General features: G+C 53.2%; 17 protein-coding genes, 8 pseudogenes and 1 riboswitch. Of the genes and pseudogenes, 7 read left to right on the top strand and 18 right to left on the bottom strand.

From position 1 onward, the window contains the following. Positions 1-43: 43 nt before the first annotated feature. Positions 44-660 (bottom strand): annotated as a pseudogene (locus FDY98_RS23535) (LysE family translocator). 236 nt (positions 661-896) lie between these two features. Between FDY98_RS23535 and FDY98_RS23540 the strand changes: the two are divergent. Beyond that, complete coding sequence (locus FDY98_RS23540) at positions 897-1,631, top strand: YebC/PmpR family DNA-binding transcriptional regulator (RefSeq protein WP_027960000.1); 735 nt, start codon at positions 897-899, stop codon at positions 1,629-1,631. On the opposite strand, the gene FDY98_RS23545 is transcribed toward FDY98_RS23540, so the two are convergent. From FDY98_RS23545 to FDY98_RS28965, 3 genes are all read right to left on the bottom strand, one after another. After that, positions 1,628-2,479 carry a mechanosensitive ion channel family protein gene (locus tag FDY98_RS23545; RefSeq protein WP_027959999.1) on the bottom strand — a complete coding sequence of 284 codons (852 nt, stop codon included), beginning with the start codon at positions 2,477-2,479 and terminating at the stop codon, positions 1,628-1,630. The two genes, FDY98_RS23540 and FDY98_RS23545, sit on opposite strands and share 4 nt — an antisense overlap. Before the next feature lie 40 nt (positions 2,480-2,519). Further along, positions 2,520-3,140 carry a hypothetical protein gene (locus FDY98_RS28960; protein ID WP_340146969.1) on the bottom strand — a complete coding sequence of 207 codons (621 nt, stop codon included), beginning with the start codon at positions 3,138-3,140 and terminating at the stop codon, positions 2,520-2,522. Positions 3,141-3,256: 116 nt separating this feature from the next. Beyond that, complete coding sequence (locus tag FDY98_RS28965; protein WP_340146970.1) at positions 3,257-3,667, bottom strand: hypothetical protein; 411 nt, start codon at positions 3,665-3,667, stop codon at positions 3,257-3,259. Positions 3,668-3,839: 172 nt separating this feature from the next. On the opposite strand from FDY98_RS28965, the gene FDY98_RS23555 reads away from it, so the two are divergent. Next, positions 3,840-4,106 (top strand): hypothetical protein, encoded by a 267-nt coding sequence (locus FDY98_RS23555; RefSeq protein WP_027959997.1) that lies wholly within the window; start codon positions 3,840-3,842, stop codon positions 4,104-4,106. Positions 4,107-4,189: 83 nt separating this feature from the next. Here FDY98_RS23555 and FDY98_RS23560 read toward each other — a convergent pair whose 3' ends face one another. The 3 genes and pseudogenes from FDY98_RS23560 to FDY98_RS23570 form a co-directional block, all read right to left on the bottom strand. Beyond that, the gene (locus tag FDY98_RS23560) at positions 4,190-5,197 is read right to left on the bottom strand and encodes a zinc-dependent alcohol dehydrogenase family protein (protein ID WP_009288175.1); all 1,008 of its coding nucleotides are present in this window, start codon (positions 5,195-5,197) and stop codon (positions 4,190-4,192) included. Positions 5,198-5,244: 47 nt separating this feature from the next. Then, positions 5,245-7,136: pseudogene (locus FDY98_RS23565) on the bottom strand (ABC transporter ATP-binding protein). An 89-nt stretch (positions 7,137-7,225) separates the two neighbouring features. Further along, a complete protein-coding gene (locus FDY98_RS23570) occupies positions 7,226-8,266 on the bottom strand; it encodes an AbrB family transcriptional regulator (protein WP_027959996.1) in 1,041 nt (346 codons plus the stop codon). A gap of 230 nt (positions 8,267-8,496) precedes the next feature. Continuing rightward, positions 8,497-8,665: riboswitch (FMN riboswitch) on the top strand. 95 nt (positions 8,666-8,760) lie between these two features. Here FDY98_RS23570 and FDY98_RS23575 point away from each other — a divergent pair. Next, on the top strand, positions 8,761-9,237 hold the full coding sequence (locus tag FDY98_RS23575; RefSeq protein ID WP_027959995.1) for a 6,7-dimethyl-8-ribityllumazine synthase: 477 nt from the start codon (positions 8,761-8,763) through the stop codon (positions 9,235-9,237). A gap of 311 nt (positions 9,238-9,548) precedes the next feature. On the opposite strand, the gene FDY98_RS23580 is transcribed toward FDY98_RS23575, so the two are convergent. Further along, positions 9,549-10,322 (bottom strand): substrate-binding domain-containing protein, encoded by a 774-nt coding sequence (locus tag FDY98_RS23580; RefSeq protein ID WP_340146971.1) that lies wholly within the window; start codon positions 10,320-10,322, stop codon positions 9,549-9,551. A gap of 53 nt (positions 10,323-10,375) precedes the next feature. Beyond that, positions 10,376-10,570: a LacI family DNA-binding transcriptional regulator gene (locus FDY98_RS28970; protein ID WP_340146972.1), complete on the bottom strand. Its 195-nt coding sequence runs from the start codon at positions 10,568-10,570 to the stop codon at positions 10,376-10,378. A 463-nt stretch (positions 10,571-11,033) separates the two neighbouring features. On the opposite strand from FDY98_RS28970, the pseudogene FDY98_RS23585 reads away from it, so the two are divergent. The 4 genes and pseudogenes from FDY98_RS23585 to FDY98_RS23600 all read left to right on the top strand — a co-directional run bounded on the left by FDY98_RS23585 (position 11,034) and on the right by FDY98_RS23600 (position 14,649). Continuing rightward, positions 11,034-11,830 (top strand): annotated as a pseudogene (locus tag FDY98_RS23585) (tripartite tricarboxylate transporter substrate binding protein). A 30-nt stretch (positions 11,831-11,860) separates the two neighbouring features. Further along, a complete protein-coding gene (locus tag FDY98_RS23590; RefSeq protein WP_035538229.1) occupies positions 11,861-12,334 on the top strand; it encodes a tripartite tricarboxylate transporter TctB family protein in 474 nt (157 codons plus the stop codon). A gap of 4 nt (positions 12,335-12,338) precedes the next feature. Then, a pseudogene (locus FDY98_RS23595) lies at positions 12,339-13,864 on the top strand (tripartite tricarboxylate transporter permease). After that, entirely contained in the window at positions 13,861-14,649 is a 789-nt protein-coding gene (locus FDY98_RS23600) for an HpcH/HpaI aldolase family protein (protein WP_027959990.1), read from the top strand. The pseudogene FDY98_RS23595 and the gene FDY98_RS23600 overlap by 4 nt, the downstream one beginning before the upstream one ends. A 104-nt stretch (positions 14,650-14,753) precedes the next feature. Here FDY98_RS23600 and FDY98_RS29855 read toward each other — a convergent pair. The 9 genes and pseudogenes from FDY98_RS29855 to FDY98_RS23645 all read right to left on the bottom strand — a co-directional run bounded on the left by FDY98_RS29855 (position 14,754) and on the right by FDY98_RS23645 (position 25,018). Beyond that, positions 14,754-15,658, bottom strand: a pseudogene (locus FDY98_RS29855) (ribokinase). A gap of 105 nt (positions 15,659-15,763) precedes the next feature. After that, positions 15,764-16,666: a D-ribose ABC transporter substrate-binding protein gene (locus FDY98_RS23610; protein ID WP_155706277.1), complete on the bottom strand. Its 903-nt coding sequence runs from the start codon at positions 16,664-16,666 to the stop codon at positions 15,764-15,766. 128 nt (positions 16,667-16,794) lie between these two features. Continuing rightward, positions 16,795-17,903, bottom strand: a pseudogene (locus tag FDY98_RS23615) (ABC transporter permease). A gap of 19 nt (positions 17,904-17,922) precedes the next feature. Then, positions 17,923-19,464 (bottom strand): sugar ABC transporter ATP-binding protein, encoded by a 1,542-nt coding sequence (locus FDY98_RS23620; protein ID WP_051430523.1) that lies wholly within the window; start codon positions 19,462-19,464, stop codon positions 17,923-17,925. A gap of 9 nt (positions 19,465-19,473) precedes the next feature. Beyond that, entirely contained in the window at positions 19,474-20,118 is a 645-nt protein-coding gene (locus FDY98_RS23625) for a DUF2291 family protein (protein WP_035538219.1), read from the bottom strand. A 58-nt stretch (positions 20,119-20,176) separates the two neighbouring features. Further along, complete coding sequence (locus tag FDY98_RS23630; RefSeq protein ID WP_027959986.1) at positions 20,177-21,283, bottom strand: MDR/zinc-dependent alcohol dehydrogenase-like family protein; 1,107 nt, start codon at positions 21,281-21,283, stop codon at positions 20,177-20,179. Between the two features lie 433 nt (positions 21,284-21,716). Beyond that, positions 21,717-22,693 (bottom strand): annotated as a pseudogene (locus tag FDY98_RS23635) (sugar-binding transcriptional regulator). A 29-nt stretch (positions 22,694-22,722) separates the two neighbouring features. After that, a pseudogene (locus tag FDY98_RS23640) lies at positions 22,723-24,499 on the bottom strand (dihydroxyacetone kinase family protein). 45 nt (positions 24,500-24,544) lie between these two features. Then, positions 24,545-25,018, bottom strand: a complete 474-nt coding sequence (locus tag FDY98_RS23645; RefSeq protein WP_027959983.1) for an RpiB/LacA/LacB family sugar-phosphate isomerase — start codon at positions 25,016-25,018, stop codon at positions 24,545-24,547. Positions 25,019-25,169: the final 151 nt, after the last annotated feature.

Genomic DNA, 25,169 nt, shown 5'->3' on the forward strand with positions numbered 1-25,169 from the left:
AACCCCAAACGGCATGGGTATCACCATGCCACGGCTATGCTTTTTACACCAGCGGTCCGGCGACCACTCGTAGCGCCAGCGCGATTAACAGTATGCCCGTGATGCGGTTAATCCAATGGGCACGCCGCTGTAGCCAGGGCAAAATCTGCGAGTGGGAAAGCACCACCGCCACCAACACGTACCAACCGCCATCAATAATCATCGCCGTTAACACAATGATAGCTTTAGCTACCCCACTCATTTCCGGGGTCACAAACTGGCTCAGTAGCGCAACAAAAAACAGAATCAGCTTCGGGTTGCCTAATGCCACCAGCACGCCTTCTTTAGCTGCTTGCCCTCGGCTAGTGACAATCGCATTAGGCTCTAAGGCACCGGCTTTCCCGGCACGCAACGCTTTAACCCCTAGCCACGCCAAATAAGCCGCGCCGAACCAAGTAATCAGCTGGAACAGCAGCGGAAAACCGGCGATTATCGCGCCTAGCCCCCAAACGGTCAGTAGCGCATAAAAGCCTACCCAAAGGCATGGAAGATTGCGGCAGTCACCCCAGTAAAACGCCCGCCGCCTAACGTATGGCGCAGTACCAGTGCCAAGCTCGGCCCCGGCGACATAGCGCCCATGGCACAAATCGCGGCGAGCGATAGCCAGAGTGTTAACGGCATGTCTTTTCCTCCTTGAGGGGTCAAAATCAAAATATGAGCAATGATGACCAGTATACGCCAAGCCAAGCAACACTTCGGTAAGCCTCTTAAATAACGCTGTTAGCATGGTACGCTGTTGGGTAAAATTTAATCTTTTTGCTCTATGCGTTTTTTTCGCTCATTTGAAAACATCCGCCCCGCCGCTCATTGCGCGGGGCATATAGCAAACATAGGTCTAGAAAACATAGGACGGCAACATGGGTAGGGCTTTTCAGAACCGTAAGGAATCCATGGCCAAAACGGCCGATGCAAAGACCAAGGTCTACAGCAAATATGGACGCGAGATTTACGTTTGCGCTAAAGCGGGCGGCACCGACCCTAATGGCAATCTGGCGCTGCGCGGCTTAATGGAGCGGGCCAAAAAAGATCAGGTGCCCTCTCACGTTATTGATAAAGCGCTCGACAAAGCCAGCGGTGCCGGTGGCGAGGATTTCTCGCCCGCACGCTACGAAGGCTTCGGCCCTGGCAATGTGATGGTGATTGTCGACTGCCTTACCGACAACCCCAACCGCACCTTTGGCGATGTGCGCGGCTGCTTCACCAAAACCAAGAGCAAAATCGGCACTCCCGGTAGCGTCAGCCATATGTTTGACCACTGCGCTATCTTCTCCTTCGCCGGAAGCGATGAAGAAGCCGTGCTTGAAGCGCTGATGGAAGCCGATGTGGATGTCACCGACATTGAGCAAGAGGGCGATCGCATCACTGTTTTCGCCCCGCACACCGACTATGCCAAAGCCAAGCAGGCGCTACTGGACGCGTTCGGTGAGATTGACTTTGAGGCTGACGAGATCCAGTTTCTACCGCAAACCACCACTCCGGTTGAAGGTGATGACGTGGCAATGTTTGAAAAGTTTCTCGCCATGCTTAATGAGCTGGACGATGTACAAAACGTCTATCACAGCGGTGAATTACCTGCAGAAAGTAATAGCTAATCATTACCTCTTGAGTAAGCTGCCCCCACCGCGTTGCGGGTATCCAAGGCCGCATCCGGTGGCAACATCGCTGACTGCACACCCGCGGCACTCAGCACTTTTTTGCCGCGTACGGTGAGGTCGGTAATAAACAGAAACTGCTGACGGGGATCCACCGGATAGGCGCGTATGCGGTAGTGGGTGCCCCAGGGTTTCTCCTCAGCCACCACAATGATCGGCTGGTCGAATTTCAGGTAGGCACTGGTCAGCGCTACATCACGCAGCGCTTTCCGTACCCAACCTGCCTCGTGCTCAGGGTGAAGATAAAAGCTCGCCACGCACTGCAGGCTGGTACCGCCGTTGTTGGCATTATAGACGGCGTGATCCCACAGCTTTAAATGCGGTACATAGACCAAATCATCGTCAGGGGTTTGGATATCTACGGTGCGTAAGCCAACGTGTTTGACCTCGCCGTAGGTATCTTCAATTTGAACCCAGTCGCCTGGCCGATAAGGCAGCTCTATCGCTGAAACAACGCCTGCTATCAAGCTGCTCACGTAATCTTTCATGGCAAAGCCAATGGCTAAGCCCAGTGCACCCAACAGGGTCACCATATTGCGCAGCGACGGCTCAATAATAATCGGTACGATGATGGCGAGTGCAGTAATCAATATCAGTAAGCGCGTCATCGGCACCAGAGCAAAAATACGAAAGCGAACTTGACCATGCATTCGGTTGCCGATCCAGTTCAGCCCCCGTTGGCTGAAAATAATCAGCACAATGGTTGATAGCAGCACTACGCCCAACGTAATCAGCGCTTGGCTATCGATATCGTTAAAAAGCCGCGCATACTTCTGTTGCTCTTCCATGGGTTGCCCTCCGCGGGCCTGTCGCTGATACCGGTGCTACTTACAGAGGATCGACCAGATAATTACGCGACTCTAGTAACTGGCGAACGCTCGCGTAGCTTAACGGTGCGATCTGCCAACGTCCTTCGCAGCTTGAAACAATGCCTTTGCGCTGCAGGGCTAAACGGGCATTGAGTGCTTCATGGTGAGAGAACGGCAGCACTTCCCCCAAAGAGTCGTCATCCAGACCGCCATGAACCAATAACGCATGCATCACCAGCGTGGCGATATCGCCGGTATCAACGGCAAGCTCCGCCTCTGCTAGGGCATCGACCAGCCAGAGGGCCTCTTCATTGTCTGCTTTTGGCTCACGTAACCGCTCGCGCCAATAGTGCCATGCAAGACCTATATGACCGCGGCAGTGAGCCGCTAAGCGCTGCAGTTCTTTATTAGGCGCTTTACTCTTTTGCTCAGATGCTGAGTCGAACAATACCTGCTTACCGGTTCGCGTGCTGTAAACAGGCGGCGGCTGCCCCGAATGGGCCGCAATTTGTGCAAAATAGCGTGCCAGTTGCTCGCCCTCCATCGATTGAAGGGTAAACACCGGTGCCCCATCGATACCGATCACCCGATGAAGGAAAGCGTAAGTCCAGCTGTCGCAACCAATCACACCTTTACCCAAACGGCCACTTAAAGCACGCTCAAGAAACTCTCGAACGCCCTGAATACCCTGAGTGTGGCGTAAAAAATAACGTTCCAGAGCGGGAATGGCCCATTCTCGTTGATTGACACACTGCTCTATCCACTGAGTGCTACCTCGGCTATTTCGCTAAGCGTGGGCGGCGCTAAGCAGGCAACATGATGCTTTTCAGCCCAATGAGTTACCACCGAAGCATGACCACTGTAGGGCGTGGTAATAAAGAACGTTACAGGCGCATCCTGGCCTTCTAGCTGTTGCCCCAACGCTCTCGCCGCGGGAGCCCAATCAATAGACGGCACTAAATGTGCTAGCCTAACCCCGGGTAGCGCACGTAGCTCGCTTTCGTCTTTTACCTGCTGCTCAGCATCGTTTTTGCCCCCCAGCCACGACGAGATCGAACGCAACGAACGTCGCCATTGGCTTGCCTGGGTCTGCTCAGGGGTACGAAACTGATCGAGCTCGACGACCGCCCACAGCGGCGTGTCGGCTGATGATGAATGCTCCCCCATGACCTTGTCCCTATGGTTAGCAATAAGCGTTCACTTTAGCACGGTGCGCGCAGCTTCTAACCTCATAGACGAACTTATGGTCTAAAATAAAGTCTTTATAGACAGTCGTTAGCGCACATAACGGATTATTATTTTATTGCGAGAGCAATGGCAAAAGCTAAAGGAGAAAGCAATGAGTGTTGTCCACGTTAGCGAAACAGAACTCCACGCCAAGCTCGAGAAGTGTATTGCCGGTGAGCGGCTACTGATTGAGCATGAGGGCAATCGCTTTAGCGCCAGAATCCAGCACGTTGGGCTAATGGGCGTAAAGGTGATACCTGAAACCGAGATTAAGAACAGCCATCGCACACCGGGTGACGTTGAAGGCGTGATGGTGCCCTACGATGAGATATTGGAGCTTGAAGTAAAAGGCGTGGTCTACAGCCGCTTGCCAGATTAGTCTGCACTTGCACGCCCGGCAAGTGCGCAAGGCGTGCAAACTATTTATCTATGACTCACTTCCTCGAAAGTAAGCCAACTGTTTTAAAACGTCAGGCAGATCTTGCCGAAGTGCTGGCCAGATTCCTGGTGGCGGAAAGCGTCGGCGATCTCGGCAAGCGGGAATTCGCGGTCAATGATCGGGTGCATATCGAATGTTTCCAGCGCACGAATCATCTCGATCTGGTGGCGACGACTGCCCACAATCAAGCCTTTCAAACTCGCCTGCTTGGCCATTAATTTAGCCGTCGGTATTTCACCCTCACGCCCAGTGAGGATACCAATCAAAGCGATATGCCCACCGATTTTGATCGCATCAAAGGATTGCGGCAGCGTACCTGGCCCGCCCACTTCGACGATATGATCAACGCCTTCGCCGTTGGTCAGCTCTTTCACGCGCTTACCCCAATCAGGCGTCTCTTTATAGTTGATGGTGTGCTCGGCGCCCATCTCACGCAGCCGCGCCAGCTTTTCGTTAGATGATGAGGTAGCAATTACCCGCGCGCCCATCAATCGGGCAAACTGCAGGGCAAAAATGGATACCCCGCCCGTGCCCATCACCAGCACGCTATCCCCCGCTTTAATGCCACCATCGACGACCAGCGCCCGCCAAGCGGTCAAGCCAGCGGTGGTTAAGGTAGCGGATTCCGCATGGCTATAGCCCTTGGGCTGATGGGTAAACCACTCAGCCGGGCGTACAACCTGCTCACGAGCGTAGCCATCCACGCCATCACCTGGCGTGGTGCGAAAATCACCGACACGCGCCGGGCCTTCCAACCAGTGGGGAAAGAAGGTCGATACCACGTGGTCGCCCACCGCGAACTCACTGACACCATCGCCCACGGCTTCGACAACGCCTGCGCCGTCTGACATGGGAATACGCCCATCGTCGGTGGGAATCATCCCAGCGACCACGGCGTAGTCGTGAAAATTCAGAGAGCTGGCGTGTAGACGTACTCGGATTTCACCAGGGCCCGGCTCCCCAGGCGCTTCCATGTCGACAACGTCCAGCTTGTCCAAACCGCCGGGCTGATTCAGCTTGATCGCTTTCATCGTTACCTCAGTATGTACAGTTCGAATATGTACATTGATGTATGTATCTACTGTTGGTTGGGGCCGTTGCCGTCGATATCAAGGCCCAGGAAGCCACCTGACTGGCGCTGCCAAAGGCTGGCATAAATGCCGTTGCGTGCAAGCAGCTCCTGGTGCGTGCCACTTTCCACCATGCGCCCTTCATCCACCACAATTAACCGATCGAGCATGGCAATGGTCGACAGCCGATGCGCGATGGCAATCACCGTTTTGCCTTCCATCAGCGTATCCAGCTGCTCTTGAATGGCGGCCTCCACTTCCGAGTCCAGCGCCGAGGTGGCCTCGTCCAGAACCAGAATCGGGGCATTTTTGAGCAGCACCCGGGCGATCGCGATCCGCTGGCGCTGCCCACCGGAAAGCTTCACTCCGCGCTCGCCCACATGGGCATCCAGGCCGCGACGCCCTTTCGGGTCGACCAGATCATTGATAAAGGTATCTGCATGGGCGCGGCACACCGCGTTCCAAACATCTTCGTCACTGGCGTGGGGACTGCCGTAACGGATGTTGTCACGCAGCGAGCGGTGCAGCAGCGAGGTGTCTTGGGTGACCATGCCAATCTGGTGGCGCAAAGAGGTTTGAGTCACCTCGGCAATGTTTTGCCCATCGATCAATATCTGCCCACCTTGCAAGTCATAAAAACGCAGCAGCAGATTGGCCAGGGTGGATTTACCCGCCCCGGAACGGCCGATCAGGCCGATTTTCTCGCCGGGCTTGATGGTCAGGCTGAGTCCATCAAAGACGTTTTTACTCTCCCCTTTCGCCTGGGCGTATTGAAAGCGCAGCGCATCAAACACAATTTCGCCATGGGGAACCTGAAGCGCTTTAGCATTGGGCGCATCGTTGATCGTGGGCTTCTGAGCGATGGTGTTCATGCCATCTTGAACCGTGCCGATATTTTCAAACAACCCGGCGACTTCCCACAATATCCAGTCAGACATAAAACGGATACGCATGACCAGCGCGATGGCAATCGCCAAAACGCCCAGGGAAATCGCCTCCGTGTACCAGGCGCTGATCGCCATGGCCGCAGTGCCCACCAACAGCGCCGTGTTGAGCAGCGTCAAACCCACGCTCATGATCGTCACCAAGCGCATCTGGCGGTGAACGGTGACCATAAAGCCTTCCATAGCATCTTTGGCGTAGCGCTGCTCGCGCTCGGTGTCGGCAAACAGCTTGATGGTTTGGATATTGCTGTAGCTGTCCACCACGCGCCCGGTCATTTGGGCACGGGCGTCTGCCTGCGCCATAGAGACATCTCGCAGGCGCGGTACGAAGTAGCGCATGATCGACAGGTAGCCCACCAGCCACAGGCCCAGTGGGATCAGCAGCAAAAGATCCGCCCGGCCCAGCAGGTAGGCCGCACCAGTGAAATAGACGATGGCGTAGACCAATAGATCCATCACCTTGGTGACGGTCTCGCGGATCGCCAGCGCCGTTTGCATCACCTTTTGCGACACCCGCCCGGCAAATTCGTCCTGATAAAATGCCAGGCTCGGCTAAGCATATGGCGGTGGGATAGCCAGCGGCCGATCATCGGGTAGTTACCGAAAATACTCTGATGGGTGACCAATGACTGCATCAGCACCAATAGCGGCAAACCGATCAGCAGCAATAGCCCCAGACCAGCAAGCCACAGGCCGTTTTCAGCCCAAAAGCCTGCACGTTCAACGTTGCCCAGCCAATCGACCAGTTGCCCCATGTAGCTAAAGAAAACCACTTCAGCCGCCGAGACCAGCGCCGTGAACAGCGTCATTAGCAGCAACAGCGGCAGCATCGGACGGGAAAAGTGCACAATAAACGGCATTAAGCCCTTAGGCGGCGTTTTAACCTCGCCTTCCGGATAAGGGTTTACCCGCGTTTCGAAGTAACGAAATAGCGGCTGTAAAACACGCGATAGCATGAGGCTTCCTTACGTGACTGGCGTTGGTGTGTCTGAGATTGATGTGACAGACGTTAACTTATTTATGTAACAGTTTGATTGTTTAAGATTTAAGAAGTGGCGTGGCGCAGCAGCCAACGCGCCCAAAAAGGCGCGATGATCATCAGCGTTACCATGCGCAGCAGGTGGTGAAAGGCAACAAACACCGGGTCGATATTGAGCGCGACGGCCAAAATAGCCATTTCGCCAATGCCCCCCGGTGCCAGCGCCAGCAGCGCCACATCGCGCCCTACCCCTAGCAGTTGATGAATCAGCTCGGCAAATAGTGCAAGTACCAGCAACGCTAACAGCGTCGCCACACCAGACTGCCATAAATAGCGGCCAAAAAGCTTTCGCGTCATGCCCTTAAAGCGCGAGCCAATGGCACTGCCCAGCACCCACAGCATCAGGTTCATCCCCCACTCTGGGAGAGCGAAACTGGCAATATCAACACCGGATAATAGAGCAGCGGCTAGCAGTGGTGCCAGCAGTGCAGGGCTGGGAATTCGCAGCCAGCGTCCTAGCGGCAACAGCAGCGGGATCATCAGTAGCATCCAGCCGTGTTCAAAACTGCTATGAACAGGGCCGATGCCCTCGCCTCCGCCCTCATAGGCCCAAAATAGCGGCGGCAAAAAAAGAATCACTAAAATGATGCGCAGCGACTGCGCGACTGCAATACGCTGGGGGTCGCCACCGCACTTTTCGCCCAACAGAATCATCGCCGTCATCGCGCCGGGCGAGGCACCAAACCAGGCACTGACGGGGTCGAAACCACAGCGCCGGTACCAGGCAGCGGCTACGGCGGTGGAGGCGGCTACTCCCAGCAGCAAGAGAGCAGCAGAAACCGGCCAATCCAGTACGCGATGAGCCAGCTGCGGCGTCACCTGGCTACCCAACACCAACCCCATGACGGCTAGAAATACGTTACGCAGTGGCTCAGGCACTTCGACCTTCACGCCTTGTGAAGAGACCACGAGGTTGGCAATAAGAGGGCCAAGCATCCATGCAAGGGGCAGACCGGACAGTTGAAACAGCGTACCGCCAACGGCGCCAACGGTTAGTGATATTGCCAGCGCTTTTGCGCTCCCTGCATTCAACACGACGCCCTTCACATCGACTCCCTAAATCTTAAAATCTGTCCCTATTGACGCAATAATTAACCTGCTAATGACATCCAGTAGTCTAGCACTTAACCAGTGGTTTGGGCTTCAATGATGGCGAAGAGGTATGCTTTTGGTTGCTAAGCTCACCTTTCAAGACGTCATCCATCATCTTAATTTTTTGGTCATGCTATCTGTATCTGTCGGCCAGCCAGCGTATAATGTCTTCCGCCAGTAATGGCGAACTTTCTCAGGGCGGGGTGTAAGTCCCCACCGGTGGTGATGCCATATCTTTATTGATACGGATAAGCCCACGAGCGCTCAACCAGAGGTGTCACCTAACGGTTGAGGACAGCAGATTCGGTGAGATTCCGAAGCCGACGGTAATAGTCCGGATAAAAGAGAAGGTTTCTAGTGAATTACCCGTAGCGTTCCAACGCATGCGGGTGCTGTGCTATTGGATGCCTCATGCCCTGGTTCTGGTAAACAATCCCCATAGGATGACCATGAATCAGACCCAACTTTCTTCATTCCCTCGCGTTGCCTTTATCGAAGCGTCTTGGCATCACGATATTGTTGCCCAAGCCAGAGAAGCATTTATTGCTCAACTTGCCAGCGAGCATGGCTTTTCCGCTGATCAAATAGAAATATTCCAAGTTGCGGGGGCTTATGAAGTGCCTCTTCAAGCTAAGTTGCTAGCCAAAACAGGTCGTTACAGCGCCATTGTGGGTGCGGGCTTTGTTATTGATGGAGGCATCTATCGCCACGACTTCGTTGCTCAGGCAGTGGTTGAAGGCATGATGCAGGTGCAACTGGACACAGAAATTCCCATACTTTCTGTCGTGCTGACGCCGCATCATTTCCATGAACACAGCACACATCATGATTTTTTCTATGACCATTTCCGTGCCAAAGGCAAGGAAGCGGCTGAAGCGTTGGTAATGACTTTGGAAAACCATCGACGGATTCAAAGGCTAAAATAAGTCACTGCTAAAATTGTGGAGATGCTTAGGTAGCGGGCAATCTGAATGTTAGCTCGCTACCTGAGTCAATTCATAGACGGTTGACGCTTAACTAGCCGTTTAGGCTCTTTGCTGCAAAGTAACTCAAGCCTTTTCAACTCATGAGGCTGATCCAAAGTGACGCCCTAACGCTGATAACGTGGGCAATCATGGGTGTAGGTAGGTTGGGTAGGTTGGGTAGCTCAGGATCGGATCGATAGGCGTCCATTTAAGGACGTTCGGTTACCATCACCGCTATCTTCGCCGTAGCGGAGGTCAGGTGAGTGCAAAGCTCATGCTGCCGGCCCGGTACTCGCCCGCACCACCAGCTCGGGCGGTATTACCTTCCGAACCGGCGGAAATTGCTCCCCCGCCATACGAGAAAGCAGCAACTCACTGGCACACTGGCCAATTAGGTCAGTGCGCACCCGCACACTGGTCAATGCTGGTGCCGAGTAGGCGGCCGCAGCCATATCATCGAAACCGGTGACAGAAATATCCACACCTGGGCGCACCCCATGCCGGTAGCACGCCGCCAGCACACCAAAGGCGATAATGTCCGAAAAACACATAATTGCGGTCGGTGGTTCCGGCATCGCAAGCAGCCGCTTTAGCATGGCGTCACCGAATTCCAGTGTCGTTGGCCCGTGGTGAACCGAATCACTGGTGACAGGCAAACCGGCAGCATCCATCTGCTGTCGGAAGGAGCATTCTCGATCACGGGCAGTGGACGTATCACCGCCACCACCCAACCAAGCAAAGCGCCTATGCCCTGCTTCATATAAGTGTTCGAATAAAAGACGGATGCCTAGCACATCGTCGTTGATGACTCGATCGAAACTTGTATCAGCGACATCCCGGGAAATCAGCACCAGCGGAAAATCCTGTAGATGCCTTACCTGCGGCCCATCAAGATCTTCTCGGGTGGTACCGGCGACAGGCACTAAAATCAGCCCCGCGGCACCATGCTCGGCCATCTGACGAATGAAGCGCGCCTGGATCGATGGTGTTTCATGGGCATGGCAGAACAGCATCATGCGATCCGCCTCGCGGAAGCGCGCTTCCATATGCCCAAGGAATTCGGTGAAAAAGGGGTTGCTCAGATCATTAAGGCATACCGCTACAGTGCCGCTATCGCCTCTCGCAACCCCGCCGCATGCCGGTTATAGACGTAACCCAGCTCCTTCGCAGCCTGTTGGATACGCTCCCGCGTCGCTTGGGAAATTCGCAGATCATTACGCAGGGCTAATGATACTGCGGAAACGGTAACGCCTACCTGATCGGCGATCGTTTTAAGTGTCGGACGACTTGCCATATAAAAATCTCAACTCCCATGATTTATAGGCGACGGAACGCGATCTAGTGCGCCAGCCTCTTTTTGGAATTATGAGTAACATACTCTCATAGCGAATTTTTTAGTGATATCGCAAGCCTCATAAGCACGTAATTCCAATTTCATAACGACCAAAGTTGTATTTATTCAATCGATTGAACTGTGTAAAAAATGACAACGAAGGCATCCCAACAACTATCAAAAACGCCGCCAAGATCCCTCGCCACTGCCAGGAGCACGCAGCATGATGAGCACAAATTCGACAACAATAATGACTATCTCACTGGCCCTATGGGCCTCGTTGGCAGCCACTTCCGCCTCAGCCGATAACCCTGAAACCTGTCACTGGCAGCCCGAACGAGCCGTTACCTTCATCGTTCCCTGGGGTACCGGTGGCGGCACCGACGCCAATGCACGTCGGTTGGCCAGCCTGCTCGAAGAAGAAATGGGCGTGCCCTTCAACGTCGTCAACCGTACCGGTGGAAACGGCGTTGTAGGCCACACCTCACTCGCGCGAGGCAAACCTGACGGCTATACCATTGGTGCCGCCACTGTCGAGATCGACACCATGCACTGGCTCGGCCTAACGCCGCTGACTTACCAGGACATCACGCCCATCGCATTGATTAACCGCAGCTCACCTGGGGTAGTGGTACAAAATAATTCGCCCTACGAAACACTTGATGCCCTGCTCGACGAGGCACGCCAGAACCCCGGAGAATTGACCGCTTCGGGAACCGCCCAGGGCGGCATCTGGCATCTCGCCCTAGCCGGTATGCTCAAGGCCGAAGGGCTGGCTCCCGACGCCATTCGCTGGATCCCCAGCCAAGGTGCTGGGCCTGCACTCAAGGAACTGATGGCAGGGGGCATTGATGTTGCGACACCTTCACTCGCTGAGGCCCGCAACCTGATCGAACAGGGGAACTAAAGGCGCTGGGCTACATGAGCGATACTCCGATGGAACAGATGCCTGAGGTCCCTTTGACAGCTGACACACTGGAGAGTGGATGGACACTGAGTGCCTTTGTGACGGTCAGCGGCCCTGACGGTCTACCGGACGAGATCGCCTGCACCTACGAGCAAGCAATCGAGACAGCTATCAACAGTGAAGCCTGGGCCGAGTTCAAGCGTAGCAGTGGTACTCAGGTAGTGTTCGAAAATCGTCACGAGACCGCTCAACTCCTCGCTGAGGCTGATCGTCAATTGGGCGAAGTGGTCGAAGCGATCGGCCTCGCCAAATAAGCGAGGTCGATTGATAAGCAGGAGGTGTTCATGTACTGCAATGATCGCTTGTCGGGGAGCCTACTGGTTCTCTTCGGCGCACTGGTGTTCTGGCGCGCCTCAACCTTCCCGTCCCTGGCCGGGCTGGAGTACGGCCCCGGCCTGTTTCCCTCTATCGCGGCGATTGGCCTGATAGTTTGCGGAGCGCTAATCGGCTTTGGGTCGCGGGGGCGGCGGAAGGCGCCGAGCACTTCGACGATGCCACCTCAGCAAACAGGCTGGAGGATGGCAGCACGCCCCATGGCCCTGCTGATCGTGATACTCGGCTATGGCCTATTGCTCGATCTCCTGGGCTTTCATATTGCTTCCTTCATGGCAGTCTCCGCCACAGCTCTGATCTTCGGGATGCGTGCTGGGGGCGCAGTGCTGCTAGCACTCCCCCTGGTGATCGGCGTGCATCTGCTGTTCTATTCACTGCTGCGCGTCCCGCTCCCCTGGGGCCTGCTGACACCAATGGCATGGTGACGCTATGAGCGCCTCGACCCTCACCTCCCTATTCAGTCCAGCCTCCCTAGCGGTCATCGCCGCCTGTACGCTCTATGGCACTTTCATCGGCGCCATGCCGGGCCTAACCGCTACCATGGCGGTGGCCCTTCTGGTGCCCTTTACCTACTTCATGGATCCGTTGATCGCCATCAGCGCCATTGTCGCCACAACTACCACAGCGATTTTCGCTGGCGACGTACCCGGCACCTTGATGCGTATCCCCGGCACGCCCGCCTCCGCGGCCTACGTCGAGGACGCTTACCGCCTGTCACGCGCAGGACGCTCCCGCTCGACGCTGATGGTGTCATTGTTCGCCGCCTGCATTGGAGGCCTGGTGGGTGTCGCCCTTCTAGCGCTCATTGCCCCTCAGTTGGCCCGTGTCGCAGTGCAGTTTTCCAGCTTCGAAACCTTCTGGCTGGCCTGCCTAGGACTGAGTTGCGCGGTACTAACTAGTAACGGTAGCGTCGCCAAGAGCTTTTCCAGCCTCTTCCTCGGCCTATTTATCGCCACTATCGGCATCGATGTCGCCGTCGGCCATCCACGCTTCACCTTCGGCAATTACGAACTGTTCGATGGCATTAGCTTTATTCCCGCCATCATCGGCCTGTTTGCGCTCAGCGAGATTCTGCGCAGTGCACAGATAGGACATCGCGACCAACCTGCCAATGCAGTACAAGAGTCATTTTCCAAAGCGCTGCGTGAGGCAGCGCTCGTACTGCGCCGCTTCAAGCGCAACATCGCCCGCTCCAGCGTACTTGGCACCCTGATCGGCGCGCTGCCCGGCGCCGGGGCAGATATCGCCGCTTGGATCTGTTATGCGATTTCACGGCGCTTCTCGCGCCATCCCGAACGCTACGGTACGGGGTACATTGAGGGCGTAACCGATGGTGGCTCCGCCAACAATGCCGCTATCGGTGGCGCCTGGACGCCAGCATTGGTGTTCGGTATCCCCGGCGATAGCGTCACGGCTATTGCCATCGGCATCCTGCTACTCAACGGGATGTCACCTGGGCCGCAGATATTTACCGAGTCACCAGAACTGGTACATACCCTTTACGGCGCCTTCGCACTAAGCAATCTCGCGATGATCCCTGCTGGCCTGTTGGTGATCATGGCTTCCAGTCAGGTGGTACGTATCCCGCGTCGGGTGCTCATGCCCTGTGTACTACTGTTCTCGTTGTGGGAGCTTACGCCATTACCAATTCGGTCATTGCCATCTGGACAGTATTGGCGCTGGGTGTCCTGGGTTACGCCATGGAGGCCAATGGCTTTCCGCTGGCACCCGCCATACTGGGTATCGTTCTCGGCACGATCGTCGAGGAAAACTTCATGACATCGATGATGAAGGCCCAAGGCGACTTGCTGGCCTTCTTCGATCGCCCCTGGGCGGCGGCGCTAGGCACACTCACCCTGCTGCTCTGGGCGTTGCTGCTGACTCGCGGTATCTATGAGAGTGTTCAGCGTCGTCGCCATCCTAGCCCCTCTGCGGAAACGGAAACCTATCCATGAGCCATCGCAACCGTACCAAACTTGCCCTTAAGCAGGGTCGAGCCATTAGCGCCCTGTGGTTGGAAAGCGCCAGCCCCGAACTAGCCGAAATTGCCGTTTGGGCCGGTTGGAAAACCATTCTGATCGACAACGAGCACGGTGTCTCCAGCCTCGAGCATACCGCGCATCTAGTTCGCGCCATCGAAGCAGCAGGTGGTGAAGCGGTTTTACGCATTCCCGCCAACGACCCCACCTACCTGAAGAAGATCCTGGATATGGGGGTACGCTCGATCATGGTGCCGATGGTCAATAGCGCTGCACAGGCTCAAGCTATCGTCGATGCCTGCCGCTACCCTCCTCATGGACAGCGTGGCTATGCGGCTCCTATCGTACGCGCCTCAGGCTACGGCGCTTTCAGTGATTACGCCAGTCAAGCCAACGATGACCTGCTGTTGATCACCCAAATCGAGCATACTGAAGGGGCAGATAACGTCGAGGCGATCGCCGAGGTTGATGGCATAGACATGCTGTTCATCGGCCCCAACGACCTGGCGGGCTCAATGGGCTTGCTCGAACGTCTCGAGGCACCCGAGGTACGCAGTCTGATTGAGGATCTTGAGCGCCGCATCGCCAATAGCGGGCGCTGGATGGGCACCATCACCGGGCCCGGTCGCGATGTCACCACTCTGACCAATAGTGGCTACCGCTTCGTGGCCGGCCCCAACGACATCGCACTGCTCGCCAGCACCCTACGCCACGAGGCGGCACTATGGCGTGAGCAATCCGCTGATTTCGGAGGATCCTGATTCGGATATGGTTCTTAGTGGCCGGGGCGTCACTGCCACCGGCCTTCTGAAGACGCTAAGATAAAGTGATTAAGATAATGCTGAAAACAAATCGCTGCCGCACTCTATAGCGCTTCTTGTTGACACATCAATCTATCAACCTCTTCCGCCATTGGAATACTACTGGCAGCGCCGCGTTTTTGAACCGCCAGGGCAGCCGCCGCTGTTGCCCTTTGCAAACACTGTGAAGGCTTTAGGCCAGCTTGCCTAGCGGCAAGGAAGTAACCCACAAAGGTATCGCCTGCGGCCGTTGTATCGATGGCCTTTACCTTTAAAGCCGATTGAAAAAGAGTCTCACTGCTGCGCTGATACCAAGCCCCCTCGCTACCTAGGGTAAGAACCACCTCGACATCGCCAAGCGATTCTTTACAACGCCTTAGCAAATCTGCGGCGCTCGACTCTACCGGCATCTCTAATAAAGCGGCGGCCTCTGTACGGTTAAAAAAAGCAGTTCACATTGGTCTAGAGGGAGTGATGATACCTTCGAGGTCATTGGTGCTGGGTTAAATATCACCTTGCAGCCGTGGCTCACTGCTAATGGAATAAGCTGATCAAGCCCGTTACATTCGTTCTGAATAAGTATTGTGTCGCCAGGAGCGGTTTGCGCAATAAGAGCCGTCATTTTCTCCTGCGTAAAACCATGATTGGCGCCAGAGAACAAAAGAATAGCGTTTTCACCCAGTGCGTCAATTTGAATAATGGCATGCCCACTTGGCTCTGAGGTCAATTCGACATCTTTCACACCAACACCCGCAGACTCAAGCTCACTGGTCACCCAGGCATCTATCGATGAAACTCGCCCCCAGTGACTCACCCTTCCTTTGGCACGCGCTATTGCCAGTGACTGATTGACGCCTTTTCCACCTAACCCAATATTATAATCACCGCTTTCCAAGGTTTCGCCAGGGCGGACAAAATAGGGTACACGGTAAGTATAATCGATATTGATGGAACCAAAATTAAAGATCATTGACACCCCCTCTTATTCAAAAAGCCAGCCAGCTTTAAAGCTGACTGGCCTCTAGGCAAGTTCCTCTAACACCTACTCTTCTAACGCTTACTCTTCTAAAACCTATTATTCCAACACAAAGGGGGAGGTATAGCTATCTACATTATCTTGAGTAATAAGGAAACAGTCATAAAGCTGTTTTTCACTATCCAACCCTGTTTCTCCGGTATTAATATAATGATCAGCAATTTTTACTGCATGTTCTGCAAATACGGCCACCGGCTGTAGAACGGTATAGGCCAGTTCACCCGAGCGAACCGCATCAACAGCATCTGGTGAACCGTCAAAACCACCTACTATTACATCGTCTAGCCGCCCCTCCTGTTTTAGAGCCACAATGGCACCTAAGGCCATTTCGTCGTTACCACTAATGACGCCTCGAATATCAGGATGAGAACGGAGCATGCTCTGCATTTTATTGCGCCCTTCCGTCCGATCCCAGTTAGCGATGTCAGACGCAGCAAGGCTAAGATCGGGGTATTGGCTAAGCACCGTCTCATAGCCATTGGATCTTGTCGCAGCATTATTATCAGAAGGGGGTCCCTTTAACTCTATATAGGATCCCTCGCCATCTAGTTGCATTGCCCACTGTTGCGCTCCTAACGCGGCTCCTTGCGCATTATTGGAAACCAGTTGCGCTTTGGCCAATCCCTGCTGGTTAATCTCAGCGTTAATAATAAATACCGGAATTCCCGCCTCGATTGCTCTTCGCACAGCGCCAATGGAACCGTCCGCATTAGCAGGGTCGAGAATGATTGCTTTAGCCCCATTGGTAATTGCCGTATCGACCTGATTGCTTTCAGTGTTGGTGTCACCCACATGGGAACTTACATTTGCATCATAGCCCAATTCTTCTGCTGTACGCTCAGCAATTGTTCCTTCCGTTTGCCAATAGGGATTTGACATATCATTGACAATAATTGAGATCAGTCCCTTGTCCTGAGCAACTATAGAGCTACTAAAGAGCATCGAGACACTGGCGAGAGCTGTAAAAAGCACTTTTTTACTTTTGGAAGCATGATTATTACCTCATAGTTATGATTGTTGGTCTTTGAATCGGTAGACCTGAGCAGGCCACACTTCTAAGCAATGCTACGTTAAGTAGCACTTGCTCTAGAACCTTCACGCTTACTTTCTGTCGTTTTCTCGGCTTGTTGAGAGGACTTGTGTTTAGCACTATATTGGACATTATTTAACATGACAGCAAAGACAATCACGCTACCCGTGAAGACCATTTGCCAATAAGCAGACACACCGATGATGACCAGACCGTCGGCGAGAAAGCCAATTACAAATGCGCCCAATAAAGTATTTCGAACCGTGCCACGTCCCCCCATCAGTGAGGCGCCACCGATAACAACAGCAGCAATCGCTGTCAGCTCATAGGTAGTACCTGCCGTAGGCCCAGCAGAGGTCAACTGTGAGGCAAGCACAATCCCAGCCAGGGCTGCGCACACGCCGGAAATAATGTAGACGGAGAGCTTAACGCGATTGACGGGCACCCCTGATAGCTCTGCAGCACGCGCATTGCCACCGGTAGAGTAAATCCACCACACCGGCCAAACGGCGTACGACTGAGCGCCAACATGCAAATAACCGCAGCACAAAAGAGAATCAAAACACCTACAGGTATACCGAATAGTTTATTAAACCCAAGCCATTCAAACCCAGTATTACCTAATGTAGGGTCACCACTTAAACTATTGAACGTTAACCCATCGGTTAGCAGCAGTGCGGCTCCACGCGCGACATACAACATGCCCAGTGTGGCCACGAAAGCAGGCACTTTGAAGTAGGCAACTAATACGCCATTGATAGCCCCCACGAGGCCGCCCAGTAAGCAGGTAAGTACCACGACGACCCACACTGAAGGAAAGAAAGCCAAATTAAACGCTTCAATCTCCACCCCTTCTAACAACATACCCGCGAACACTCCGCAAAGTGCCAACGTAGAGCCAACCGATAAATCGATACCGCCAGTCAGAATGACAAACAGCATGCCAATGCCTAGCAAGCCAAAAACAGCCACATGCGAAGACATGGTTAAAAAATTACCCGTTGAAAAATAAACAGGCGAGAGCATGGAAAAGACAATAATGATCACGATTAATGCAAAAAAAGCCCTACCTTCCAGCAAAATCTTGACGATATCGATACTGCTTTTTTCAACTTGTAACGCGTTATTGTTGTGATGAGACATAGTCATTACCTATCCGATTGAATAATCATGCAGCAACTGATTCGCCCGAAGCAGCCATAATTTCATCTTTCGTTACACCCGGTTTGAATTCAGCGGAGATCCGTCCTTTGCTCATCACCAGCACTCTGTGTGGAATACTCAAGCACTCGCTCACTTCAGATGTTGTAAAGACAACCGCCAACCCCCGCCGAGCCCCTTGGCTCAATAACTTGAACACTTCGGCCTTGGCACCCACGTCGATACCACGGCTTGGCTCATCAAGTATGATGACGTCTGGATGGGTAGCCAACATCTTACCGATCACCACTTTTTGCTGGTTACCGCCAGACAATGAACCAATGGAAGCCTCCCCGCCGTCTGTTTTAATGTGCACCTTATCGATAGCTGAATTAATCATTTCTGCCTCCAAGCTGGAAGAAGTAAGCCCCTTGCGAGTAAACGCATGGATACTGGCTAGCGACAGATTTCTACCGACTGACAGGGTGGGTACTAACCCATCACGCTGGCGATCCTCAGGCACTAACACCAACCCTCTCTCGATTAGCTGTGCAATGTTGTAATGGGATACGTCAGTTGAGTTGAGCAAGATATCTCCCTTGGACTGCCGGGTTCGCCCTGCCACACACTCCAATAACTCAGTTCTGCCAGCGCCCATTAGCCCATAAATGCAGACAATCTCGCCTGCGCGCACATCAAGAGAAAGATCCTCAACAACATAGCGACCTGCCACTTTATCGTCGCTTATGTAAAGGTTCTGGATAGAGAGCGCGGTGGAGCCCTGCTCATACCCTGTGGGCGGTGAGCCAAGATCGAAACTCTCTCCTACCATATGCCTGACGATCCACTGCAGGTCGATATCACTACGTGGAGCGTAAGCAGTCATGACCCCATCGCGGAGAACAACGGCATGATCGGTAATCTGTAGCGCCTCTTCCAAATGGTGAGAAATATAAACAATCGAGACACCCTTGTTTTTGAGATCCTGGACGACTTTAAATAACGTCTCGACTTCCGTGGCACTCAATGCGGAAGTCGGTTCATCCATAATCAAAATGCGAGAGTTCTTGGACAGCGCTCTCGCGATTTCAACGATTTGTTGCTGCCCAACCCGTAGATCTTCGACCAGGGTAAGAGGGTGGATCGGTTCATCCAGCTCCTCCATTAACAATTCAGCCTGACGCGCCTCCTCTTTATAGTCGACGCTGCCTCTTCCTTTAGTCAGCTCACGCCCCATAAAAATGTTGTCGCGCACATTCAGGTTAGGGGCCAAGCTCAACTCCTGATGAATAATGGTAATCCCCAGCGCTTCAGCATCCGACGGTGAAGAAAAGCTGACGCTCTCTCCTTCCAATACAATCTCCCCAGCCGTCTGAGCAATGACACCAGACAAAATTTTCATCAGCGTAGATTTACCCGCTCCATTTTCGCCAAAGAGCGTTGTCACCTGTCCTCGATATATATCGAAGTTCACTTCTTTGAGGGCTTGCACGGCACCGAAACGCTTTTCGATATTGCGTGCAGAAAGAATCACCGGAGCCACTTCCACTGTTGATGTATCGATACTCATAGCCGCCCCTCACTCAATGATCGCTATACTCACCGGCGTAATTAGCCAGTTTTTGGGATTTATCATGGTAAAAGAGCCAACTACCTCTAACGTTTTTCCGGTTAACTCTTGTCCGGAAATATCCGCAAGCACTTGACGCTTCATTTCATCATTGAGCGCTGCGCCGACATCTTGGTACTCAATCTGATTGGTAAAGTCGCCAAATTGAATATTGCCGGTTGTATCTCTCAGCGTAGTGCCATTAATGGCTGGGCCTGTTTGCACACGAATGACGATATCTGAAGGCACATCGGCAACCTCTAGGGTGTAAACGCCCCCCCGGCTTTCTACAGCAACTCCGGATAAAGAGACCGGCACAATATGGCCAATGCCGGCAGCGACGCCGTATTTCTCACCTGCCGCTCCGGCATCCTGGAGAACCTCTGGCGCCAATACCGATGCATTTACAGCGTTATTCTCGACATACGCTTGGATCTCTGGAAATGTTTCCTGAGCAAATTGCTGTGGTGAAAACCCCACCGCGCTCTCAAGTTCAGTAAGACTAATGACTTTAGTATCGAGCGCCATGAGTGCAAACAGCACTAACGCAAAAGCAGCTGCCACATAGACCTTTATACGCTTATCACCGGGCACCGAATTTAATGTCGCCGACATAATCACTCCGGTTATCATTGTAGTTATAAAAAAGTTATAAATAAGAAACTTCCACTACCTACTTCCCGTCAGGTATAAGCACAACCTTTAATGCGTTAGGGTCATTGCGCATTAGATCTAGCCCTTGATGGAATTCGGCTAACGGCAGCTTATGGGTCACCACATGATCCGTTGGGAAATCACCATTACCAATGCCTTCAATGACAGGTGGGTAACAATAAGGGCCTAGATGCGCACCCAGCACATCCAGCTCTTTACGATCGCTAATAATGCTCCAATCAACAGTCACTGGCTCTTTGAATACACTAAATTCGACAAAGCGACCCAATTTACGGATCATATAAAGACCTTGCTCTACCGACTGTACCGCACCGCTCGCCTCAATATAGATATCGCAACCATAGCCTTCCGTTATGCCTTTAACGTAGTCAATAACATCAACTTCAGCGGGATTCAGGACAATGTCAGCACCAAACTGTTTAGCAAGTTCTAAGCGCTTGTTATTGAGATCCAGTACGACCAGCTTGGAAGGCCCGGACTTTTTGATCGCACCGATCATTCCTAGCCCTAAGGTGCCTGCCCCGGAGAGGACAACCACATCTCCCAGTTCAATCTGCGCACGCTTAACGGCATGTAACGAACAAGCATAGGGTTCAATAAGAACCGCTTTCTCCATCGGAATCTCATCTGGCAACTTGTGATTAATGGCTTCTTTAGGAAAGACCATATATTCAGCCATACCGCCATTTACGTTGTGCTGAAATCCATACACATCGTGCTTTTCGCACATCCAGTACTGCCCACGGTTACAGAAACGGCACTCCCAGCAAGGCACGATTTGCTCGGAAATAACGCGATCACCGACCTCAAGGTTTTTAACGCCCTCTCCTAAAGCCATCACATGACCAATAAACTCATGGCCTGGAATCATCGGTGCTTTGATATAAGCGGGCTGGGTTTCGTCTCCCCAAAAGCTGGGGGCGCCTTCATAGGCTTTGAGATCGCCTGCGCAGATTCCGCACGCTTCAACCTTTATCAGGACTTCACCCTCTCCTACCTTCGGCACGCCCACCTCTTCAAGACGATAATCACCAGGCGCGTAGGCTACGACGGCTTGCATGGTCAGAGGCAGTTCGGTGTGATTGTTGTTATCGGCGTTATGCATTACTCACTCCTAATATATCTTGTATTGCTTGGCTAGCGACGCACGCTTTACAAAAGATCTTGTTGTGTACATATGAATTAACTGCTTTAAGCATAGCTGAGTCAATCCATAATGGAGCTTTCTAATCTTATACTTTAGACCAATATCATAATTGATTGTTTTTTATACTTAAATTTTAAAAATGGAAACTATTTATTATTACGGCCATGCGAAAGCATCACTTAAAGCCATGCTATATGTTCCAGCATCGTACAAATGTACAAACACCCGTCAAATATCACTGACATCGGAGCGAGGGACAAGGGGAAACCAAGCATGCCAAAGAGTGCCCACATGCCCAAGAAAAGCCAATAAATGCAACAGAGAAAGTTGGGCCGACCTAAGCGTAAGATGCCGAGAAAACTTAGGTTTTGAATACAAATCAAGCGCGCACTTACCCGGTAGTCGCTTCATCGAGACGCAGAATGGTGTGCGCGTTAGTGACACTAGTCGCCAAGGTATCGATAACCCCGGTACGCAGCGCCCCCAGTATCCCAACCGCTTTAGTATTTTCACTGGCGATAGCAATAACGTCTGGAATACGCGTGAGATCCTGTATATTAAGTCCCACCACACGCCCCTGCATCTGCGTTGCGGAAGGCTTCCCATGGATATCGATAAAGTCATAGCCCATCATATCGCCCACGGTTCCAGAGAGCCGTGCTTCAGCAATCTCCTGGGCGGAAAACCACCCCATCCGCACCATATTACTGTCTTCACTTACGTCACCCACGCCAATCAAAGCGGTATCCGCACGGCGAGCCCGGTCTAGCGTCTGGCGCACGGTAGAGTTTTCATACAATGCATCCCTAAGTTCACCGCTCTGTACCAGCGCAGGGGCATAAAGCGTCTCACTATCACCGCCAAACCTACTCGCCAAACGTCGACAAATATGATCGGGATTCATATGCTCGCCTGCGCGCAGCGAGCCACCAATTGCGCACACAAATGAAACCTTCAACGACTCCGCCAGGAAAACGTTATCCGCCACGGCGGCCACGTTACGACCCATGCCAACGGCTACGATCTGGCCATCGGTCAAACTACGCGACAGATGGTCTGCCACTAGACTAGCGACTGACGAGCGCTGCACATCTGGGTCGGCATTATCCAGAGCAATCAACGCTCGCTTCAGGCCAAAGCGCCGTTTGAGCTCCTGCTCAATCTCAACACTAACGGCGGGATGCAGGCGCACTCGGACATCGACAATTCCTTCTGCCTGGGCACGCTTGAGCAGCCGCCCTATTCTCACACGCGAATGCCCGAGCCTATTTGCGATCGCTTCCTGCGTCTCCCCTGCACATAGTAGAGCGTTGAAATCTCTGTCATTAAGTCTATATCTGCAGCGTCTTGACCATTCATCCTCGGCATCCAGGGGTTATTGAAGGGCATGTATCATGTCAGCTTGCTTGACACTTTTTCAACACAGGAATCAGCGCCTGAATAATCAGCGCCAATGAAACAGAACCGGCATCAGGCGTACCCACGCTTTTTTCAGCCAATGGTCGTGCGCGGCCAACACGGGGAATTAATTGCCTGGTAGCCTCAGCAGCCTCACTCGCTATGCGTGCAGCGGATTCCCAGCAAGCCAAAGCTCCCTGGCCTTTCTCAGCCTCCCACGACAGGGCATCGGCAAAAGGCACTAGCACGTCGACAAGCGTTTTATCGCCCAATTCAGCTTTACCAAATGCCATGACTTGCTGACGGGCATTGACCACGCCAGCAGCAAGACGCTGTCCTGATAACGGCTTCTCATTGCCAAGCGACTCCCCATCGCTTTTAAGATAACCCGCCAGATAGCACCAGAGGTACCGCCCGCTTCGTCTGACCAGCGCTGCCCAGCCCACTGCAGCACTGTCTCCGCGCCCGCGCCGCCATCAAGAGCCTCTTTGGCCGCTTCAAGCGCAGCCCTGCTGCCCCGCTGCATACCAATACCGTGATCACCATCCCCAGCCACAGCATCAATCTGGCCCAGCATCTCGCAGTTTTCATTGACCGTATTTGCGAGCACTTCGAGCGCCTCAACGACGCCGCACGCTAATTTTCGCGAGGCATCGCTAGCCTCGGGAATCTCATCTTGCGTAACCACCTCTACCTCGGCAGGATCCAGCGCCTGCGCTGGCGTCACGCTGCCTTTTCGATAGCCCGGCGCATCCGCAGCGGCGGTCCACAGCGGCTCCATGTCTTTATCAAGCCAGAACAACGTCAGCGAAACCCCGGCCATATCAAGACTGGTCACCAGCTCGCCCACATCGGGCTCCACAATGCTTAATCCAGCTTCCTGCAGCAACTCGTCAACCTTGCGATAAATAACGAACAGCTCTTCATACTTAATAGTACCCAGGCCATTGAGTATCGGTGCCACCCGAGCTCCTTGGAGTCTGATACCGTCAGGAACTTCTTCCAATAATCGGGCAACGAGGATTTCTGCCAAGCCATCTGCGGAAGGAATATCCGTCTCACTAATACCCGGCTCGCCGTGAATCCCCAGCCCTATGGCCATCCTGCCTTCGGGCACATGAAAGAGCGAATCGGCTGCACCCGGTAACGTGCATCCCTCAAACGCCACTCCAAAAGAGCGCGTGCAGCGATTTGCCTCTTTCGCCACTTGAACTACTTCTTCCAGTGATAATCCCTTTTCTGCTGCAGCGGCGGCGGCCTTGAAAACGGTTAGATCACCTGCGATGCCCCGGCGCTTATCAATCTCCGCCAAGGGTGCACTGGCGACATCATCAGTGACCAGCACGATTTCACAGGGAATACCGTCCGCAATCAAACGCTCGCGCGCCTCACCAAAATGCAGCACGTCCCCCGCATAATTACCAAAAGAGAGCAGCACACCACCGCCGTTGTTGGCGGCTTTGGCGACGGAATAAACTTGCTGTGCAGAAGGCGAGCAAAACAGATTGCCCATGACCGCCCCATGGGCCAACCCTTGCCCACCAACCCCGCAAAGGTGGGGTAATGGCCGCTACCACCACCAACCACGACCGCAACACTATCTGGCTGGCTGCGCGTACTGCGTACGACACCTCCCGGCACAGCCATCAGCTTATCGCGATGAGCAGCTACTAAACCTAAACGAGCTTCTTCAGGGAAATCATTTGGATCATTAAATAGGCGTGTCATTATTATATCCTCTGGAGTGAGGCCAAACTGCGTGATCACAGCTTGCATGCTGTTGTTATTAATCAGCGTCGACGAATATGAGCGATACCACGGTTACGGAGTATTCAATCGAGACTCATATTCGTCAATCTTTGCTATTTTTAATTCGGAATTTCCACCCGAAAAGTGGCTGCCCAAAAAGGTTGCCACTATTGATTTAGCCAACTCTGGCCCAATCACTCTGGATCCCAGCGTGACAATCTGTGCATTATTACTGGTGCGCGCCTTTGCTGCTGAGTAAGTATCGTGTGCCTGCGCAGCGCGGATACCGGGCACCTTATTGGCAGAAATAGCCACTCCGATTCCCGTGCCACATACCAGTACTGCACGATCGAAGCGCCCCTCCTTAATCGCCGTAGCCACCTCAAAGGCAACATCGGGGTACAGCACCGGCTGGGCATTAAAAGTGCCAAAATCTTCAACCTCGTAGCCTAACTCTCGGATATAACCAATAAGAATCTCTTTCAAGTCGTAAGCGGCCTCATCACCGCCAATGGCGACTCTGAGAGAAGACGTCGCACTAGACATTCATGCTCTCCCTTTCTAGGAAATAGAAACGCGGACGACTAACAACGATGAATACCACCACGCAGTTGCCAGCCGTCTACTGACGCTATTCAATCTATCACTAACCGATCATTTGTAAACACACCGATCATAAGATCTAGTTATATTTTTT

Source organism: Halomonas sp. PA16-9, assembly GCF_009728585.1.
In the GTDB taxonomy this organism is placed as follows: Bacteria; Pseudomonadota; Gammaproteobacteria; order Pseudomonadales; family Halomonadaceae; genus Vreelandella; species Vreelandella titanicae.

Excerpts from the sequence above, each read along its gene's own strand:
- FDY98_RS23540 (WP_027960000.1), top strand. The coding sequence starts at position 897 with ATGGGTAGGGCTTTTCAGAACCGTAAGGAATCCATGGCCAAAACGGCC.
- FDY98_RS23545 (WP_027959999.1), bottom strand. The coding sequence starts at position 2,479 with ATGGAAGAGCAACAGAAGTATGCGCGGCTTTTTAACGATATCGATAGC.
- FDY98_RS28965 (WP_340146970.1), bottom strand. The coding sequence starts at position 3,667 with ATGGGGGAGCATTCATCATCAGCCGACACGCCGCTGTGGGCGGTCGTC.
- FDY98_RS23555 (WP_027959997.1), top strand. The coding sequence starts at position 3,840 with ATGAGTGTTGTCCACGTTAGCGAAACAGAACTCCACGCCAAGCTCGAG.
- FDY98_RS23560 (WP_009288175.1), bottom strand. The coding sequence starts at position 5,197 with ATGAAAGCGATCAAGCTGAATCAGCCCGGCGGTTTGGACAAGCTGGAC.
- FDY98_RS23575 (WP_027959995.1), top strand. The coding sequence starts at position 8,761 with ATGAATCAGACCCAACTTTCTTCATTCCCTCGCGTTGCCTTTATCGAA.
- FDY98_RS23580 (WP_340146971.1), bottom strand. The coding sequence starts at position 10,322 with ATGGAAGCGCGCTTCCGCGAGGCGGATCGCATGATGCTGTTCTGCCAT.
- FDY98_RS28970 (WP_340146972.1), bottom strand. The coding sequence starts at position 10,570 with ATGGCAAGTCGTCCGACACTTAAAACGATCGCCGATCAGGTAGGCGTT.
- FDY98_RS23590 (WP_035538229.1), top strand. The coding sequence starts at position 11,861 with ATGTACTGCAATGATCGCTTGTCGGGGAGCCTACTGGTTCTCTTCGGC.
- FDY98_RS23600 (WP_027959990.1), top strand. The coding sequence starts at position 13,861 with ATGAGCCATCGCAACCGTACCAAACTTGCCCTTAAGCAGGGTCGAGCC.
- FDY98_RS23610 (WP_155706277.1), bottom strand. The coding sequence starts at position 16,666 with ATGCTCTTTAGTAGCTCTATAGTTGCTCAGGACAAGGGACTGATCTCA.
- FDY98_RS23620 (WP_051430523.1), bottom strand. The coding sequence starts at position 19,464 with ATGAGTATCGATACATCAACAGTGGAAGTGGCTCCGGTGATTCTTTCT.
- FDY98_RS23625 (WP_035538219.1), bottom strand. The coding sequence starts at position 20,118 with ATGTCGGCGACATTAAATTCGGTGCCCGGTGATAAGCGTATAAAGGTC.
- FDY98_RS23630 (WP_027959986.1), bottom strand. The coding sequence starts at position 21,283 with ATGCATAACGCCGATAACAACAATCACACCGAACTGCCTCTGACCATG.
- FDY98_RS23645 (WP_027959983.1), bottom strand. The coding sequence starts at position 25,018 with ATGTCTAGTGCGACGTCTTCTCTCAGAGTCGCCATTGGCGGTGATGAG.